At 70.8% G+C, this 16,853-nt stretch carries 15 protein-coding genes; 7 read left to right on the top strand and 8 right to left on the bottom strand.

The features are described from left to right. Window positions 1-186: 186 nt before the first annotated feature. A complete protein-coding gene (locus tag NE857_RS19785) occupies window positions 187-1,533 on the bottom strand; it encodes an FAD-dependent oxidoreductase (RefSeq protein ID WP_254422038.1) in 1,347 nt (448 codons plus the stop codon). A gap of 281 nt (window positions 1,534-1,814) precedes the next feature. After that, entirely contained in the window at window positions 1,815-2,495 is a 681-nt protein-coding gene (locus tag NE857_RS19780; RefSeq protein WP_254417138.1) for a lysophospholipid acyltransferase family protein, read from the bottom strand. A gap of 358 nt (window positions 2,496-2,853) precedes the next feature. Between NE857_RS19780 and NE857_RS19775 the strand changes: the two genes are divergently transcribed. After that, the gene (locus tag NE857_RS19775) at window positions 2,854-3,507 is read left to right on the top strand and encodes a cyclase family protein (RefSeq protein WP_254417137.1); all 654 of its coding nucleotides are present in this window, start codon (window positions 2,854-2,856) and stop codon (window positions 3,505-3,507) included. Window positions 3,508-3,519: 12 nt separating this feature from the next. Here NE857_RS19775 and NE857_RS19770 read toward each other — a convergent pair whose 3' ends face one another. The 3 genes from NE857_RS19770 to NE857_RS19760 form a co-directional block, all read right to left on the bottom strand. Continuing rightward, window positions 3,520-5,607, bottom strand: a complete 2,088-nt coding sequence (locus NE857_RS19770) for an FUSC family protein (protein WP_254422037.1) — start codon at window positions 5,605-5,607, stop codon at window positions 3,520-3,522. A 96-nt stretch (window positions 5,608-5,703) separates the two neighbouring features. Continuing rightward, entirely contained in the window at window positions 5,704-6,909 is a 1,206-nt protein-coding gene (locus NE857_RS19765; protein ID WP_254417136.1) for a coiled-coil domain-containing protein, read from the bottom strand. 190 nt (window positions 6,910-7,099) lie between these two features. Further along, complete coding sequence (locus tag NE857_RS19760; protein WP_017581183.1) at window positions 7,100-7,642, bottom strand: GNAT family N-acetyltransferase; 543 nt, start codon at window positions 7,640-7,642, stop codon at window positions 7,100-7,102. A gap of 316 nt (window positions 7,643-7,958) precedes the next feature. Here NE857_RS19760 and NE857_RS19755 point away from each other — a divergent pair, with 316 nt between their 5' ends. Continuing rightward, window positions 7,959-8,888 carry a LysR family transcriptional regulator gene (locus tag NE857_RS19755; protein ID WP_254417135.1) on the top strand — a complete coding sequence of 310 codons (930 nt, stop codon included), beginning with the start codon at window positions 7,959-7,961 and terminating at the stop codon, window positions 8,886-8,888. A gap of 196 nt (window positions 8,889-9,084) precedes the next feature. Here NE857_RS19755 and NE857_RS19750 read toward each other — a convergent pair whose 3' ends face one another. Further along, window positions 9,085-10,005 carry a LysR family transcriptional regulator gene (locus NE857_RS19750; protein ID WP_017581185.1) on the bottom strand — a complete coding sequence of 307 codons (921 nt, stop codon included), beginning with the start codon at window positions 10,003-10,005 and terminating at the stop codon, window positions 9,085-9,087. Window positions 10,006-10,076: 71 nt separating this feature from the next. Here NE857_RS19750 and NE857_RS19745 point away from each other — a divergent pair, with 71 nt between their 5' ends. From NE857_RS19745 to NE857_RS19735, 3 genes are all read left to right on the top strand, one after another. Beyond that, on the top strand, window positions 10,077-11,105 hold the full coding sequence (locus NE857_RS19745) for an EamA family transporter (RefSeq protein WP_254417134.1): 1,029 nt from the start codon (window positions 10,077-10,079) through the stop codon (window positions 11,103-11,105). Between the two features lie 187 nt (window positions 11,106-11,292). Further along, a complete protein-coding gene (locus NE857_RS19740) occupies window positions 11,293-12,528 on the top strand; it encodes a serine hydrolase domain-containing protein (protein ID WP_246420234.1) in 1,236 nt (411 codons plus the stop codon). Then, window positions 12,525-13,292 carry a TetR/AcrR family transcriptional regulator gene (locus NE857_RS19735; RefSeq protein WP_254417133.1) on the top strand — a complete coding sequence of 256 codons (768 nt, stop codon included), beginning with the start codon at window positions 12,525-12,527 and terminating at the stop codon, window positions 13,290-13,292. Before NE857_RS19740 ends, NE857_RS19735 begins: the two co-directional genes overlap by 4 nt. Before the next feature lie 5 nt (window positions 13,293-13,297). On the opposite strand, the gene NE857_RS19730 is transcribed toward NE857_RS19735, so the two are convergent. Beyond that, on the bottom strand, window positions 13,298-13,618 hold the full coding sequence (locus NE857_RS19730; RefSeq protein WP_184364584.1) for a transcriptional regulator: 321 nt from the start codon (window positions 13,616-13,618) through the stop codon (window positions 13,298-13,300). Next, on the bottom strand, window positions 13,615-14,040 hold the full coding sequence (locus NE857_RS19725) for a hypothetical protein (protein ID WP_184364582.1): 426 nt from the start codon (window positions 14,038-14,040) through the stop codon (window positions 13,615-13,617). Before NE857_RS19725 ends, NE857_RS19730 begins: the two co-directional genes overlap by 4 nt. 177 nt (window positions 14,041-14,217) lie before the next feature. On the opposite strand from NE857_RS19725, the gene NE857_RS19720 reads away from it, so the two are divergent. Both NE857_RS19720 and NE857_RS19715 read left to right on the top strand, forming a co-directional pair. Next, the gene (locus tag NE857_RS19720; protein WP_254417132.1) at window positions 14,218-16,020 is read left to right on the top strand and encodes a hypothetical protein; all 1,803 of its coding nucleotides are present in this window, start codon (window positions 14,218-14,220) and stop codon (window positions 16,018-16,020) included. 72 nt (window positions 16,021-16,092) lie between these two features. Beyond that, window positions 16,093-16,740, top strand: a complete 648-nt coding sequence (locus NE857_RS19715; RefSeq protein ID WP_254417131.1) for an alpha-ketoglutarate-dependent dioxygenase AlkB — start codon at window positions 16,093-16,095, stop codon at window positions 16,738-16,740. The last annotated feature ends 113 nt before the right edge of the window (window positions 16,741-16,853 follow it).

The raw sequence follows: 16,853 nt of genomic DNA, 5'->3' as shown, positions 1-16,853 counted from the left end.
CCGGGGGACACTTGCTACCACACCGACCAACAGTGACTCTAACCCATACGTCCGGGGAGTTGTTCCACGAACCATAAGAGAGTCACATGCGCAATCTCACGGTGCAAGACAGCGCGAATCGGGGAAAGACAAAGGGCCGGTCCCGCAAAGGGGTACGGGACCGGCCGGGAAGCTCACACGAGGCCGTCAGGCCTGGCGTGCGATGCTGGTCTGTTCCTCACGGGTGAGCAGCTTGAGGCGCTTGCGGCCGCGTTCGGCGCCCAGCTCCTCCTCCTTGGCCTCGATCAGCTTCCAGCCCTCCCAGGTGGTGTACTGGACACCGCGCTCGGTGAGCAGAGCCTGGAAGGCCACCGGGTCCGGCTCGACAGCCGGGGTGAAGGAGTCGCGGTCGGCGACCAGGTTGGTCACGGTCTCCAGGGCGTCGCCCTTGGTGTGGCCGATGAGGCCGACCGGGCCGCGCTTGATCCAGCCGGTGGCGTAGACGCCGTCCACGTGCTCCTCGTCCAGGTCCAGGACCCGGCCCCCGGAGTTGGGGACGACACCGCGCTCCTCGTCGAAGGGCAGGTCGGCCAGGGGCGACCCCAGGTAGCCGATGGCGCGGTAGACGGCCTGGACCTCGGTCTCGACGAACTCGCCGGTGCCCTTGACGTTGCCGTCGCCGGTCAGCTCCATGCGCTCGGTACGGATCGCGGTGACCTTGTCCTCACCCAGGAGTGCCACGGGCGAGTGCAGGAAGTGCAGGTGCAGGCGGCGCTCGGCGCCGCGCTCGTCCCGGATCGCCCAGTTCTGCAGGACCTTGACGTTGGTCTTGACCTGATTGGACTCCTCGCAGGCCTTGAGGCTGCCCTCGTCCATCTCGAAGTCCTCGGCGTAGACCAGGACCTCGACGCCGGGCTGCTTGTCCAGCTCGCGCAGCTCCATCGGGGTGGCCTTGCACTGGGCGATGCCGCGGCGTGCGAACACGTGCACGTCGGTGATCTGCTTGGCGCGCAGACCCTCGTAGACGTTGTCGGTGATGTCGGTGTTCAGCAGGTCGTCGGCGTCCTTGGCCAGGATGCGCGCGACATCCACGGCCACGTTGCCCGCGCCGATCACGGCGACGCTGGTGCCGTCCACGTGCCAGGACGGGTTGACGTCCGGGTGGGAGTCGTACCAGAAGACGAAGTCGGCGGCACCGTGGCTGCCGGGCAGGTCGACGCCGGGGATGTCCAGCGGGCGGTCGCGGTCGCTGCCGGTGGCGAAGATGACCGCGTCGTAGTGGCGGCGCAGGTCCTCCAGCTTGAGGTCCACGCCGTACTCGATGTTGCCGTAGAAGGTGATCTCCGGCTTGTCGAGGATCTTGTGCAGCGCACCCTGGATCTGCTTGATCCGGGGGTGGTCGGGGGCTACGCCGTAGCGGACCAGGCCGTAGGGCGAGGGCAGTTTGTCGAGGATGTCGATGCTGACGGACGTGCCGCACGCGGACAGGGTCTCGTCCTTGGTGAGCAGGTCCGCGGCGTAGATTCCCGCCGGGCCCGCACCCACGATTCCCACTCGCAGTGGTCGCGTCATCGCACAGCTCCAAGTCTTCGCGCCAGGGTCGGACGCCATAGGTAAGGCTTGCCTAATATAACCGATGTGGCCACCGGAAAACCCCACTATAAGGGTAGGGAATTCTGCTCACCCCGCCGGGGAGGCAAAAAGTCTGCGGATCACCGCTCGGGGGCCGCGATCCAGGCAGGAGGCCGGGTTCGGACTCGCTGAAAGGGCCTTCAGTGTGGGGTCAACGCCCCGTCAGGGCCGAATCAGCCCCGAGTCAGCTGTGGGGAAAGTCACTACTGCTCGAGCTCGGCCTTGACCGAGGCGGCGTATCTGGCGATCTGCTCCTGCCCGGACAGTTTGGCGATCGCGTCCATGATGGCGTCGGTCGCCTCCCGCCGGGGTTTGGCCTTGTCCGCCCTGCCTTCCCAGGGGGAGAGGTCCACCGGCTCGCCGAAGCGCACGCCCACGCGGTTGAACGAGGGGATCTTGCGGCCGGGCGGCAGGATGCGCTGGGTGCCGGTGAGGGCGACCGGCACCACCGGAGCTCCCGTGCTCAGTGCCAGCCAGGCCAGGCCGGTCTGACCCTTGTAGAGGCGGCCGTCGGGGGAGCGGGTGCCCTCGGGGAAGATTCCGAAGACCTCGCCGCCGTTGATCACGTCCAGGCTGTTGTTCATCGCCTCCTGGGAGCTCTGTCCCGGTCGGCGGTCCACCGAGACCGGGCCCAGCGCCTTCAGGGCCCGCGCCACGATCCTCTTCGCGAACGTGCTCTCGTCGAAGAGCTCCTTCTTGGCGATGAAGCGCACCGGCCGGGGGCAGGCCACCCCGACGAAGAGGGGGTCGATGATCGACAGGTGGTTGGCGGCCAGGATCACCGGACCCTGATCGGGGACGTGCTGGGCGCCCTCCACCTTCTGCGGCCACACCACGCGGCTGGCGGGTGCGACGACGGCCTTGGCCGCTCCGTACAGTGACACTATGAAGTCGCCCCTTCTCGGTGGGTGGCGGATTCGCGCGGGGTCTGCGGGATGTGCGGGGTGCACCGGCGCGACGCGGGGGTTCGGGGGGTCCCGGTCGTGCCACCAGAGCTTATCCGGGTCCGGCAGGAGGTCGCGGGGCCGAGGTCCCCCAAGATCAGGACCCCGTACCACTGCCGTGACCTACGCCACACGCGCTAGGGTGATGGTCTAGACCTCTGATCCAGGTCAGGGGCAGGGAGTGTTCGGTGGATGCTGCCCGTCCGCGAGCGGTGCGCCAGTGCCACTGGAGCGACGCGCAGCAGGGTAGGTGTCCACCGAACACTCCCTGAGCCGGATGCGAGTGAGGAAGACAGCCATGCCGAAACTGGTCGATGTCAGCCACCAGATCACCGACGGGATGACCACCTGTCCGGGCCTGCCCGAACCGGTGATCGAGGAGAGCACCACCGTCGCAGGAGGTGTACCCGGACACGGGAACAGCAGCGGCCGGGTCACGATGGTCGGGGCGACCGGAACCTACGTCGAGATGCCCGCCCACCGCTACCGGGACGGGGCCGACCCGGCCGACCTGGACCTGGAACGTGTGGCCGACCTGCCAGGCGTGGTGGTGACCGCCACCGGCGACCGCCAGATCGGCCCCGAGGCCTTCGCCGGGGTCGACCTGCGCGGCCGCGCCGTCCTGGTGCGCACCGGCTGGGACCGCCACTGGCGCACCGAGGCCTACGGGCAGTTCGACCACCCCCACATCACCGAGACCGCCGCCAAGGCCCTCGTCGAGGCCGGGGCCACCCTGGTCGGTATCGACTCGGTCAGCGTCGACGACACCTCACCCGCCGCGGAGGGCGCTCGCCCCGCCCAGGCCGCCCTGCTCGCCGCGGGTATCCCGATCGTCACGCACCTGTGCCTGCTCGACCAACTCCCCGCGGACGGCTTCTCCTTCTACGCGGTCCCGGCCAAGGTCCGCGGCCTGGCGGCCTTCCCCGTGCGGGCCTTCGCCCTCACCGACTGACCCGGCCGGGGATCACAGGTCGGCGTCGACGTCCTTCTGGGCTCGGCGCCGTTCGCGTTGGGCGCGGCGTTCGGCCTCCTGCTGGGCGGAACGCTCGTCCTGGGCGACGGCGCTGGTCATCGAGTTGGCCAGCGCTCGCAGCTCCATGTTGATCCGGGGGTAGGCGGGCAGCCGCGGCAGGGCGCCCAGGCGCGGGGTACGGCGCTCCTCCATCGAGGCGATGAGTTCGTGGAAGGCCAGGTCCACCCGTTGGAGGGTGATCGTGCCCGCGTGGTCCGGGCTGCGGTCCTGGGTCAGTGCCGCCAGCGCCAGGTAGCCGATGCGCTGGGTGGCCACCACCACCGGCCACAGCGGGCGGGTGGAGGCGGCACGGGGTACGTCGCCGATGGCGCTCTCGTACACACCGCGCAGGTTCACCAGGGCGGCCCGCATGTCCCGGCGCAGCTGGTAGCGGCGCTTCTCGGTGATCTCCACGTCCTGGTCCAGCACGGCCATCATGCACTGGCGGGTGCTCTCCAGGACGCCCGAGATGGCCTGGGGTAGGCGGGCCGCCGAGGCCTTGCGCCACAGCAGCAGCGCGCCCAGCATGCCGAAGGCCGAACCCACGAGGGTGTCGATGATCCTGGACCCGGCCAGTTCGGCCACGGGGTAGGGGTTGGCGGTGTAGGACAGCATCAGCGCCATCGGGGTGAGCAGCACCGAGCCGTAGAAGAAGTTGCGGCCCACGACCAGCTGGGTGGCGCCCTGGAACAGCCCGGCCAGGAGGATCACCGCGGCCAGCGGAAGGTCGAGCGTGAGCAGCGCGACCCCGCCCAGCACACCGAGCAGGGTGCCCAGCGAACGCTGCACCGAGCGGTTCATGGTCAGCACCACGTTGCCGCCCTGCAGGACCGCGGTGGTCGTCAGGGCCACCCAGTAGTAGTGGTCCAGGCCCATCGACAGTCCGAACGCGCCCGCGAGGGTCACCGTCAGCCACATGCGCAGCGCGGTCGGGCGGATCAGGGAATCGCCGCTGGTCAGGCTGGAGCGCAGCGAGCTCCACAGGGCGGGGTAGCGGTCGTCGTGCAGGTTGGCGGTGCGCTTGTCGTCCTCTTCCTCCTCGTCGTGGCCGCGGCGGGCGGCCTGGGCGGCCCTCGAGAGCAGGTTGTACAGGCGCGCCTCCAGCGAGCGCGGCCGCATGCCCCGGCGCAGCTCGTCCAGGGAGTCCGGGTCGGGCGCGCTGCCCGGGTCGGCGACGGCCAGCGCCATCTGGTCGGCGAACTCCGCGGCCTCCTCGGGCAGCGTGGTGGGCCGGGCCATGCACACCTGGGTCGCGGCCAGGTGGATGTCGGAGACCCAGCGCAGCAGGGCGCGCAGCCGGGCCGCCTCGGGGGTGGTGCGGTAACCGCGGGTCTGGCCGAGCAGCACGATCCGCCAGGCCTCGGCCAGGGCCACCGAAGCCGAGTGCTGTGCGTGGTCGAGCTCGGGTGTACCGACCGATCGCAGCAGTGTGGCCAGCGCCCGGTAGGCCCCGGCCACCGCCTGGTACTCGGGGTGTCGGGCGCGCAGCGGGGCGCCCGACATCGACACCGCCCAGCCCACGGCCGCGCCCAACGCGGCGACCAGCGCGTGCAGCGGCACCTCGGCCAGTCCGCCGGGGGCGATCGTGGAGATGGTGGCGACCAGGACGAAGAACATCGTGCCGGGCTTGTCCACCCGCCAGGCAGCACACACCCAGGTGGCGGTCCCGGCGGTCAGGCCGATGGAGACCACCGCCGCCCACGGCGAGAGCGAGGCCGCGAGTGAGTTGAGGGTCACCGCCGCGACGAAGCCCAGCCCCACCAGGCCCAGGGCGGCGGCGCGGTAGGCGTAGGGGGTCTTCTTCTCGTACAGGACGGTCATGGAGCCCAGGGCGGCGAGGGTGCCGATCTGGGGGCCGAAGATCAGCGAGGCGAGGGCGAAGGAGACCGTCATCGCGATGGTCGCCTGCACAGCGGTGGTCCAGGCCCAGGGGCCCGCCTCCAGGCCGAACACCGCTTTGAGGTCGACGCGTGGTCGCGGCCGCTCACCCACTGTGACGCGCTCCGGGGCCTTGGCGGCGTCGTCCCCGCCCAGGTTCATCGGACCGGTCTCACCAGTGGTTCCCAGATCTCGCACGAGGCCATCCTAAGCCGAAATACCGGGACGAAAGGGCACGTAGGTCGCGGGTGTGCAGACTCAGGAGCTTTTGGCGACGACTTCCGCACGGTCTCCGCTCGCACGCTCCAGCTCGGTCTCGGCCCGCTCGGCGCGCTCCAGGGCACGGTCACGGGCCTCCTCGACCACCGAAAGGCGTGCGGCGGCGGCCTCGCGGGCCTCGGTGAGCGTGAGTTCGGCGTTACGACGCTGGGTGTCCAGTTCGGCGGTCAGACGTTCGCGGTCGGCCGTCAGCCGGTCCAGCTCGGCGGTCAGGCGGGCGCGCTCGGCCTCGGCGGCGGCACGGTCGGACTCCAACCGCTGGTGGGCGCGTTCCAGTTCGGCACCGAACCGGGTGCGCTCCTGCGCCAGGACCTGGGCGTCGCGGGCGGCCTGCTCCTCGGCGCGCTCGGCCCGGGCCAGGGCACCGCGTTCGGCCAGCTCCGCCTCGTCCCGGCGGCGGGACTGCTCGGCCGCTTCCGCGCGTAGGCGCTCGGCCTCGGTCCGGGCGCGCTCCAGGATCCGGGCGGCCTCGGCGCGCTCGTGTTCCAGTTCGGCGCGGGCGCGCTCGGTGGTCTCGGCGATCCGGTGTTCTGCGGCGGCCAGCCCGGAGTTGGCCTCTGCCACGGCCGCGTCGCGTTCCGCGGTGGCGGTGCGGGCCAGTTCGGTCTGCCTGTCGCGCTCGGCCTCGGCGGCGTCCCGGCGGCTCAGGGCCTCCTCGGCCATGCGCTCGGCGTCCTGGGTGGCGCTCACCGCGGCGGCCGTGGTCTCCTCCGCGGAACGCCGGGCCGCCTCGGCCTCGCGGCGCCGGTTCTCCGCCTCCAACCGGGCGGAATCGGCCTCCGACACCTGGCGGGCGGCGGCCAGCCGGGCCGCCTCGACCTGTGCCTCGGCGGCGGCCGGGTCGGACATGGTGGCGAAGGCCTGGGTGGCCGAGTCCAGGGTCGCGCCGAGCTGTTCGGCCTGCACGGCGAAGCGGGTCAGGAGGTCGTCGGCGCGCAGCCGGGCCGCGGTGACGGGCTCGGCGCCCCGGGTGGGCTTGGCGGCGGTGCCCTCCTCCTGTTCGGAGCGGACCGCCTCCTCCGCGTTCTCCGCCTCCTGGGCCAGGCGCTGGCGTTCCTTCCACGCCCGCCACCGGGTGTGTTCGGGCAGGTCGCAGTATTGCGGCGGCCGTCCGGGGGAGGAGCCGCGAGGGACCGGGCGGGTACAGCCGGGGAAGATGCAGGTGCTGGAGTCGGAGGAGGCCACGGGCCGAGCGTAGCGCTTCGGGCCTGGGCCTTGCCGAGCCGCGCGGAGCGGGTGTGTCGCGCGGGGCCGTCTCTGCCCGGGTACGGAGAAGCCCCCGCGCGGGACGTGGGTATGACCGGGCGGGGGCTCGTTCTGGGCGGCGTCACCGGACACTGGTCACCGGTACGCCGGGAAACGCCCGGGGGAGTGGTCAGTCGTGGGCGCCGAAGCCGTCCACGCGGCAGACCATCGTGGTGACGAAGGGGCGGAAGCCCTCCTGCTCCAGGAAGCTGATGTCCTCCGAGGCGGTGGCCAGCGCGGAGAACTCGATGTCCCGGATGCCCATGGCGGCGAGCTGGCGGCGCACCTCCTCCAGGAGCTTGGAGCCGACGCCGGCACCGGTGTACTCGGGGTCGATGGCGAAGGTCTGCACGACGGCGACCCGCTCACCGCGGTCCCAGCTGCCCTGGGCGTTCTCACGGATGGTGACCATCGCGTACCCGGCCAGATCGCCTTCGTGCTCGGCGAGGATCGCCATGGTGTCGGGGTCGCGCAGCCAGTTCAGGTACTGGGCGCGACGGCGCCGCCAGGACTCGTCCAGGCCCACCGCGCTGATGATGTCCTCGAGGTGCGGGGCGGTCACCGTGTGCTGCTGGTGCAGGGCACCCCACAGGTCGGCGAGCTCCTCCACCTCGTGTGCTCCGAGGTAGCGGAAGCCAAGGACGCCGACGTTCGTCGAACGAGGTTTGGTCATCAGCGAAGTTTGCATGTTCTTCTCACCCGTTCCACCAGCATTGGGTGCTGATCCCCTGGGGGCCGCATTCTGCGTCCCCGTGGTTGAGCTGCTGGGTCTGACTGTACGTGCCGGTATCGGTCGGAACAGGTGCGACACGAAGAAAAAGCGCACGCGACATCACTAGAGAGAAAGAATATTGAATCTTTCTCTTGTGGACTTCGCGGTGAGGGTGGCGGAGGAGGGGTGGACGGTGTGTACGGAATCACCTCCTGAGAGTGGGTTATCTGTCCGAAACTCCGTCGAAACCTGGCCGCTCTGTCATAAATTGGAGGACATGATCGACGTTCGGCGGTTGCAGCTCCTTCAAGCCCTTGACCACCACCGCACGGTGGCAGCCACGGCGGAGGCGCTCAACGTCACCCCGTCGGCGGTCTCCCAACAGCTCGCCGCCCTGGCCAAGGAGGCCGGGGTTCCCCTCGTCGAACGCCAAGGCCGTCGTTTCCTGCTCACCGGTGCCGCCCGGGTCCTGCTCAAGCGCGCGCACGTCATCTTCGCGGAGATGGAGCGCGCCACCGCCGACCTGGCCGAGTACGCCGACGGCGACCGCGGGGTCGTCCGGGTGGGCTCCTTCTCCACCGGCATCAGCGACCTGGTCGCCCCTGCCCTGGCCCGCCTGCGCGGCAGCCACCCCGGGTGGAACTTCGAGGTCGTGCAGGCCGAGCCCGAGGACAGCGCCGAGATGGTGCGCTCCGGCCGCCTGGACGTGGCCGTCACCATGTCCAGCAGCCACCTCCCGGCCGCGGGTGACCCGGACTTCCGCAGCGACCCGGTCATGGTCGAGCTCTTCGACGCGATCCTGCCCTACCAGCACCCCCTGGCCACCCGCACCAGCCTCCATCTGGCCGACGACCTGGCCGAGGAGGACTGGATCATGTCCGCGCCCGGCACCGCCTGGCACGCGTGCGTGACCGCCGCCGCCAACCAGGCGGGGTTCCAGCCGAGGGTCGTGCACACCGTCGACGACTTCAGCGCCGTGTTCTCCATGGTCCAGGCGGGGCTGGGAGTCGCCCTGATGCCGCGCCTGGCCTGGACCGGGCTCAACCACCCGCAGATCGTCGTACGCGGGGTACGCGAGACCGCTCGCCGTCACATCGTCGTCCTCTCCCGGGCCGGGGCCACCCCCGAGCCCCTGCTCACCGCGATCCGCGAGGCCGCCAGCAAGGTCCCGGTCCCCTCGGTCGGCCCCTTCGCCATCGCGGGCTGAGCCCGTACCTCCTCTCACCGAACCCTGATTTCGGTTGACGCTTCCCTGCGTCTGGTCGGCCCTGCACACGGTCCGTCCTTCATGCGGTCGGTTCTACGTATGGTCTGGTCCGTGTGCGATCAGGCCTGTGCGCGGTCGGGCCCGTGTCCGGGCGGGTCCCTGCGCAGGTGGGCCCTGCCTCATCGGGTTCCGGCGGTCAGAACGGCAGCGGCGGGACGTCGTTGAGCACGTCCTCCGCGGCCTGGTGCAGGTAGGCGGCGACCACCCGGATCGGCCGCCAGGCCCAGCCGCCGGTGCGCCCGGCCAGGTACACCTGGCGCACCCCGCCCAGCTCGCCCAGCGGTGCGTGCGCGACCCCGCGCCGGGTGGTGCTCGACAGCCGGGGCACCACGCCCACTCCCACCCCGGTGGCCACCAGTTCCTCGAACAGCTCCAGGGTGTCCACGCGGTGCCGGATTCGGGGTGTGAACCCGGCGTCGGCGCACATGCGCTGCAGCAGGGCCTCCTCGTCGCCCCGGTAAGGGCTGGCGATCCAGGAGGCGTCCGCGAGCTCGCGCAGGCGGCGCCGGGTCAGCGTCCGGCTGTCCGCGCCCTCGGAGGGCTGGGAGAGCAGCAGCCCCTCCGTTCCCACCGGGTACACCGTCAGCGTGCCCGGGAATTCTCGGGGGAGAAGGCTGTACTGGTACACCACCCCCAGATCCGCCCCGCCGTCCTGGAGCAGACCCAGCGCCTGGTCCGACTCGTACTCGGTCAGGCGGATGTCTATACCGGGGTGGTCGCGCCGCAGTCGGCGTACCGCCGGGAGCACGATCGGTGCCGCTGACGTGTACATCACCAGGTCGACGCGGCCCACCGGCTCGGTGTCGCCGTCGAACTCGGCCTGGGCCGTCTCGACCCGCGCGAGGATGTCCACGGCGTGCTCGGCCAGTCGTCGGCCAGCCGGGGTGAGCCGTACCCGCCGCCCGTCCGGGACGAGGAGCGGGACACCGGCCTCCTTCTCCAGAACGGCGAAGTGTTTGGACACCGCAGAGGTGCTCATGCCTGTGACCTCGGACACAGCGGCCATCGTGCCGAATCGTTCCAGTTCGACGAGCAGGCGGAGGCGCGTGAAATCCATCAACCAAAACTACATGCTTCATCAACCATCAGTTCGTGGACAGAAACGAACGATGTCGGTGCAATAGTCGGGTGATCCCCTCATTCCTCTCTTCGTCCCGTCGTGCCCGGATTCAGGTCCCGGCGCCGCTGATGCTGCTCATCGCCATGTTCACGCTGCACACCGGCAGTGCCCTGGCCGTGATCGCCTTCGATCAGGCGAGCCCGGCCACGATCACCTGGCTGCGGCTGACGTGGGCGGCGCTGCTGCTCCTGATGCTCGGCGGTCCCTCTCTGTGGCGGGCCGTGCGCGCGGCGACCGCCCGTGAGCTGGGGGCCGTGGTGATCCTGGGCACAGCGAGCGCGGGGATGATGCTGTTCTACTCCGAGGCGACGGCGCGGATCGAGCTGGGCACCGCCACCTCCATCGAGTTCCTGGGCACCCTCGTGGTCGCCGTGGCGGCCATGCGCCGCCGCCGCGAACTCGTGTGGATCGTCGCCGCCGTGGTCGGCGTGGTCTGCCTGACCCGCCCCTGGATGGGCGACCTCGACCTGGTCGGCGTCGGCTTCGCACTGGCCGGAGCGGTCTGCGTGGTCGGCTACATCGTGCTCACCCAGCGGGTCGGCTCCGGTTTCAGGGCCGTGCACGGCCTGGCCCTGGCGATGACCGTCGGCGCGCTGGTCACCGCGCCGCTGGGCGCCCCGGCCGCGATCGCCGAGCCCGATCTCGGGCTGATCATGTTCACGCTGCTCATCGCGCTGCTCTTCCCGATGGTGCCGTTCCTGCTGGAGATGATCGCCCTCCAGCGGATGAGTCGGACCGCCTACAGCACCTTCTCCAGCCTGGAGCCCGCCGTGGCCCTGGTGATGGGTCTGATCATCATCGGTCAGGCGCCGGTCGCCGTGCAGCTGGTCGGAATGGGGCTCGTGGTGGTCGCCGGGATCGGCGCCGCCCGGGGCGACCGGAGCGCCAAACCCGCCGTGCCCGGGCGCGGGTCCGCGAAGGCCGCGAGGTCCGTGAAGGCGGTACGCGCGCGGCACAGCAAGACCGGCCCGGGGACGAAGGACGGCGTCCCCGGGTCACCCGACCGGGAGGCCCGCCTGCCAGAGCGGGTCGCCTGAGGCCGGTCCTTCGCCGCGCGCCCCCGAGGGGCGGACGCAGCGCGGCGGAGGACCGCCGATCCGTCACCCCGGCCCCTGGCCGGGGTCGACCGAACCCGCGCACCACTCTGTGCGCGGGTTCGCTCTTGCCTTTTTCGTTCCAGTGGTGTCACCATTGGAACGAAAAGACGGCGAGGAAAGGTGAGCGATGGAATCGAGTCGGTCCCGAGCGATCAGGAGCCTGGCGGCACTGGCGGCCGCCACCGGGCTGGGTGCGGGCCTGGGCGCCGGAGCCATGTGGCTGTGGCGCAACCAGGCCGAGGTCGTCACCCGGCGCCCGATCAACGAGTGGACGTTCACGCACATGGACGCGCTCATGCCCACCCAGGAGGTCCCCCGCTCCGGGGCGCCGCGCCCGCTGCCCCGCGCGGCTCGGCCGCTGCCGGTGGTCTACGAGTACGGTGGCCGTCGGCGCACCATGGGTGAACTGCACGACGCCACCAACACCACCGGTTTCGTGGTCGTGCACAGGGGCGTCCTCGTCCACGAGACCTATCCCGGGCGTTTCGCCGGCCCCCACACCCGGTTCCAGCTCTTCTCCCTCACCAAGTCCGTGACCTCGGTCCTGGTCGGGATGGCCCTGGCCGAGGGCGACATCGGTTCCCTGGCGGACCGGGTCGCGGATCACCGCCCCGACCTGGCGGGCACCGCCTACGCCGAGGCGACCGTCGAGGACCTGCTCCGGATGAGCAGCGGCGCCGGGGACGAGTACCTGGAGGACTACCCGGATCCCTCGGCCACGATCAACGACTTCGAACGGGCGGTGACCGGCGGCGGTTCCCTGCTGGCCGTGCTCAAGGGGGTCCCGGCCACAGTGCCGCCGGGCACCCGCTTCAACTACTCCACCCTGGACACCCAGGTGCTCGGCTGGGTGCTCGAGGCCGCCGTCGGCATGCCCATCGCCGAGTACGCGGCCGACCGCCTCTGGGACCGGATCGGCGCCGAGGACGACGCCTACTACTTCCTGACCCGCGAGCGTCCGCGCACCGCGCTGGCCGGCGGTTCGTTCAACGCCACCGTCCGGGACCTGGCCAAGGTCGGCCTGCTCATGGCCCGGGACGGGGTCCACGACGGCGAACGGCTCCTCCCCGAAGGGTGGGCCGAACGCGCTCGTGGCGCCGGGGAGCCCCACCTGGAGGTGGGCAAGCTCGGGCCGACCGGCCTGCCGCACTACGGCTACTCCGACCTGTGGTGGACCCTGGGCGGTGAACGGCGGGCCTTCACCGGCCTGGGCATCCACGGCCAGTTCCTGTGGGTCGATCCCGACGCCGACGTGGTCATCGTCAAGACCAGCGCCTGGCCCACCGCCGACGACCACGACCGCGACGCCGAGACCGTGGCCGCCCTGCGCGCGGTGGTCGCCTACCTGGAGGATGGCCGATGAGCGCAGGAGAGGTGTCGGGCACCGGTCCCGATGCCGAGCCCGCTCACGGGGCCCCGGCGACAGGGCGGCCCGCCGCGCGGCGCGGCCGCCCCCCGTCGGCCGGGCTGACCCCGGACGGCATCCTGGACGCTGCCCGCACCGTCATCGAGAACGACGGTCCGGACGCCCTGACCCTGCGGCGGCTGGGCAAGGAGCTGGGCTCCAACCACACGGCGGTGCTGCGGCACTTCGACGGCAAGGACGCCATCCTGCTCGGGCTGGCCGAACGCCTGCTCGACGAGGCGCTGCGGGACTTCACCGCGGCGGACGCCTGGCGGGAGACCCTGGCCGACCTCGCCCGACGCATCCGGTGGGCCAGCCTGGCACATCCCCGGGTGGCGGCCCTGGTCTCCACCCGGGTCACCCGCGGACCGGCGGAGCTACGGGGCAGTGACGCGGTCGTCGGCGCACTCCGGCAGGCCGGTTTCGCCGAACGGGACGCCGCGACGTACTACCGGGCGCTCACGGAGACGGCCTTCGCCCTGAGCTCCTACGAGGCGGGTTTCCACTCCCTGGACCGGGAACAGCAGGAGGAGGACCGGTCGGCCTGGCGGCGCTCCTACCTCACTGCCTCCGCGCGTGAGCACCCGAACCTCGCCGCCGTGTCGCCCTTCCTCCCGGACGTCGACGAACGGGACCACTTCGAGGTGGTCCTCGAACTGATCCTGGACGCGCTCGAACTGCGCGCGGCGCGTGCCCGAGACACGGCTGCGACGGAAGGGTAACGGGTTCAGTCGGAGTCTGGCAGAGGCAGATCCAGTCCCTCGGCGATGTCGCGCAGCGCCTGGACGTGCTGTTCGAAGGCCTTGCGACCCTGGGAGGTCAGGGACAGGGACGTCCGGGTGCGGCGGCCGACCCGGAACTTGGTCACGCCCACGTACTCGGCCTCCTCCAGGGTCGCGATCTGCTTGGAGAGCACGGAGTCGCTGACCTCCACCAGGTCCCGCAGGACCCGGAACTCGATGCTGGTGGCCGAGGCCAGCGCCGCGACGACGGAGAACCGGACGGGGGAGTGGATGACCTCGTCCAGCCGGCTTCGGGGATGGCTCAACGTGTACTCCGGCTTCCACGCACGGTGAGGTAACCGGCGACCAGCGGCGGGACGGCGGACAGCAGGGCTCCGACGGCCCACCAGGCCGGGACACCCGGGAAGTATTGGTTTCCCGCCAGCAGCACGACGCCGTAGACGGCGCCCCACCCGAGCATCGCGAACCCGTGGATCCAGGCGAACCGGTGTGGCGTCACAGGACGGGTGGCGGACCAGACCAGGAGTGTCAGGACGGTCAGGCCGAACAGGACGCCGACCACCACGGCCGCCGGTGTGTCCGGAAGAAAGCCGAGGGTCAGCAGCAACACGACGGCCGCCGCCGCGAACACGGAGGAGAAGGTCAGGTACCAGCGTCCCATCGTGCGCACCCTCGCCCTCATCACCCCGGCCTCTTCCAGGGCGTCCAAGGCTTCGTCCCTGCGCATCCGCGCTCCCTCCGCCGCCGTCATTTTTCCATCGTGTCATTCACTTTCCACCATGGCAAGTAAGGATCCCGCGAAGGTTCCCCCACCGGCCAGGAACGTGGCATGACGGGTCCCACCCGACGGCATGGCGCTCCAGGGCGCGCCGGGACCTCCGAATGCACTAACTTGGTCCGAATCATGGCGGCCAAATCTGACCTCGAACTCCTGCGTGCCCACGAACCGGTGCTCATGTGCACCAAGGGGGAGCTCTTCTTCCCCACCGACGTGGACGCCTACGTACGCAACTGCAGCCTCTGGATCGAGGAACCCGGCGGACGCGAGAGCGTCATCGTCCCCGCCGGTGAACTCACCCTCGACCGGCTCTCCCAGGCCGAGGAGGAGTGGCCCGGGCGCCACAAGCACCTGCGTTTCGTGCAGGAGGAGACCCTTCGCGAGGAGGCCCGCCGCTTCAGGGGCATCGCCCGCTCGGTCATCCCCAAGAGCGGTCGCCTGGCCGCCGTGGGCGTGCTCGGCCGCGTCCTGGACATCCTCATGAAGCTCTCGCTGCTCATCCGCGGCGCGGTCCCCGGCGGCGTCACCTTCGCCGCGGTCACCCGCTACCGCGAGCGCGTGGACAACGGCGGCGCCACCTACTACGGGCGCGTCACCCGCGAGGGCGGCTACATCGTCCTGCAGTACTGGTTCTTCTACGCGATGAACGACTGGCGCACCATCTACGGCGGGGTCAACGACCACGAGGCCGACTGGGAACGCGTCACCGTCTACGTGGTGGAGAACCCCGACGGCACCACCCGCCCGGTGTGGGTCGGCGCCTCCTCGCACGAGTACCACGGCGACGACCTGCGCCGCTCCTGGGCGGATCCCGACCTGCACCGTGACGGCGTCCACCCGAAGATCTACGTCGGCGCGGGCTCGCACTCGCACCAGATGCTCCCCGGCGACTACCTCATCCAGGTCGACCCCGCGGTCCTGCGCGGCCTGGTCCGCGGCTGGCGCCGGCTCACCGGACGCCTGTTCCGCGCGGACAGCGCCATCAACCGGCACGGCATCGGAGTGCCCTTCGTCGACTACGCGCGCGGTGACGGCGAACGCCTGGGCCCCGGCGGCGACCGCGAGTGGAACGCCGTCCTCATCGACGACGACACCCCCTGGGTGCGCGGATTCCGCGGCCTGTGGGGCCGCGACACCCGTGACTTCTTCGACGGCGAGCGCGCGCCCAGCGGCCCCCGCTACGAGCGCGACGGCACCATCCGCCGCTCCTGGGCCGACCCGCTGGCCTGGGTCGGCCTGCAGAAGGTGGCACCCAGCGAGAGCGCCGCCCGCGCCGAACTGCGCTCCCACGTAAGCGGCCTCCAGACGCGCCTGCGCGACATCGACAGCGACATCGTCAGCCGCCGCGACCACCTCCGCCGGCTCGACTCGGCCCGGATGGTCCTGGACCGCGAGGCCGCCTCCCGGCCGCGCGCCCGCGAGTACTCCCAGCGGATCGAGAAACTGGAGAAGGAACTCGCGGGGGTCTACGAGAAGCGGGTCCTGCTCGCCGACGAACGCGACACCCTGCTGCGTTTCCTGGAGAGTGACACGCCGCTGGTGCCCTCCCCGACCGGGCACCTCAAGGCACCGCACATGCCCTACGCCTCGGGCGAGCAACGCGCCAACCGCTTCCTGCACCTGTGGGTCGCCCTGAGCACCCCGCTGCTGCTGATCTCGCTGGCGTTGACCCTGTTCCTGCTCGACGGGCAGATGACCCTGTGGGCCATGCTCGGGGTGGTGCTGGCCTTCGCCGCGATCGACTCCCTCGCCCGCCGCAAGTTCGTCCAGTACCTGACCGGGATCGCGATCGCCGCGGTGATCATCGGGTTGTTCGTGGGGGTGGTGGCCGCCTTCATCGCGGACTGGCGCATCGCCATCACCGTGCCCATCGTGCTCATCGTGGTCGTGCTCCTGGTGGTCAACATCCGCGACCTCACGCGCCGCTGAGTCTCGCGGAGCCGAACCGAACCCACCGCTGCCCCGCACGGAAGTGTCATCCGCGCGGGGCAGGATGGGCTTATGGACGAAGCGCTGTTCGGACCGCCGCCCGTCACCGTCGCCCCGGGCGCCGTCCACCTGCCCGGCTGGCTGAGTGCCGAAGCCCAGGCCGACCTGGTCCGACGCTGCCGTGAGTGGGCCAGCGGACCCGCCGGGACCCGCCGCCACCCCATGCCGCGCGGCGGGGTCATGAGCGTCTCCATGACCTCGTTGGGCTGGCACTGGCACCCCTACTCCTATGCGCGCACCCTGCCCGACGGCACCCCGGTCCGGCCCTTCCCCGAACTGCTCGGCGCCCTGGCCGCGCGCGCCGTCGAGGCCGCCTACGGCACGCCGCACGAGGGCGACCCCTACGACGTCGCCCTGGTCAACTTCTACGACGCCGACGCCCGGATGGGCATGCACCAGGACCGCGACGAGCTCTCCCGCGCCCCGGTGGTCTCGCTCAGCCTCGGCGACAGCTGCGTCTTCAGGTTCGGCAACACCGAGACCCGCACCCGCCCCTACACCGACGTCGAACTCCGCAGCGGCGACCTGTTCGTCTTCGGCGGCCCCTCCCGGATGGCTTATCACGGGGTTCCCCGCACCCGCCCGGGCACCGCCGACCCCGCCCTGGGCCTGAACGGCCGCCTCAACATCACCATCCGCGCCTCCGGTCTGCCCGGCTGATTCATTCCTGTTTCGCGCAAATGATGACGCTGTTATGGAATATGCGAATCCTTTGACGGCACGATGGAAGAAGACATTCGGCCCTTCGTTGCGCATGATTGGACTAGTTATTC

The sequence above is a fragment of the Nocardiopsis exhalans genome (genome assembly GCF_024134545.1).
GTDB classification, from domain to species: Bacteria; Actinomycetota; Actinomycetes; order Streptosporangiales; family Streptosporangiaceae; genus Nocardiopsis; species Nocardiopsis exhalans.
The sequence above is the reverse complement of the archived record's forward strand: the minus strand, read 5'-3'. Positions and strand labels throughout refer to the sequence as shown.

Excerpts from the sequence above, each read along its gene's own strand:
- NE857_RS19760 (WP_017581183.1), bottom strand. The coding sequence starts at position 7,642 with ATGACCAAACCTCGTTCGACGAACGTCGGCGTCCTTGGCTTCCGCTAC.
- NE857_RS19770 (WP_254422037.1), bottom strand. The coding sequence starts at position 5,607 with ATGAACCTGGGCGGGGACGACGCCGCCAAGGCCCCGGAGCGCGTCACA.
- NE857_RS19715 (WP_254417131.1), top strand. The coding sequence starts at position 16,093 with ATGGACGAAGCGCTGTTCGGACCGCCGCCCGTCACCGTCGCCCCGGGC.
- NE857_RS19735 (WP_254417133.1), top strand. The coding sequence starts at position 12,525 with ATGAGCGCAGGAGAGGTGTCGGGCACCGGTCCCGATGCCGAGCCCGCT.
- NE857_RS19750 (WP_017581185.1), bottom strand. The coding sequence starts at position 10,005 with ATGGATTTCACGCGCCTCCGCCTGCTCGTCGAACTGGAACGATTCGGC.
- NE857_RS19755 (WP_254417135.1), top strand. The coding sequence starts at position 7,959 with ATGATCGACGTTCGGCGGTTGCAGCTCCTTCAAGCCCTTGACCACCAC.
- NE857_RS19740 (WP_246420234.1), top strand. The coding sequence starts at position 11,293 with ATGGAATCGAGTCGGTCCCGAGCGATCAGGAGCCTGGCGGCACTGGCG.
- NE857_RS19775 (WP_254417137.1), top strand. The coding sequence starts at position 2,854 with ATGCCGAAACTGGTCGATGTCAGCCACCAGATCACCGACGGGATGACC.
- NE857_RS19720 (WP_254417132.1), top strand. The coding sequence starts at position 14,218 with ATGGCGGCCAAATCTGACCTCGAACTCCTGCGTGCCCACGAACCGGTG.
- NE857_RS19725 (WP_184364582.1), bottom strand. The coding sequence starts at position 14,040 with ATGCGCAGGGACGAAGCCTTGGACGCCCTGGAAGAGGCCGGGGTGATG.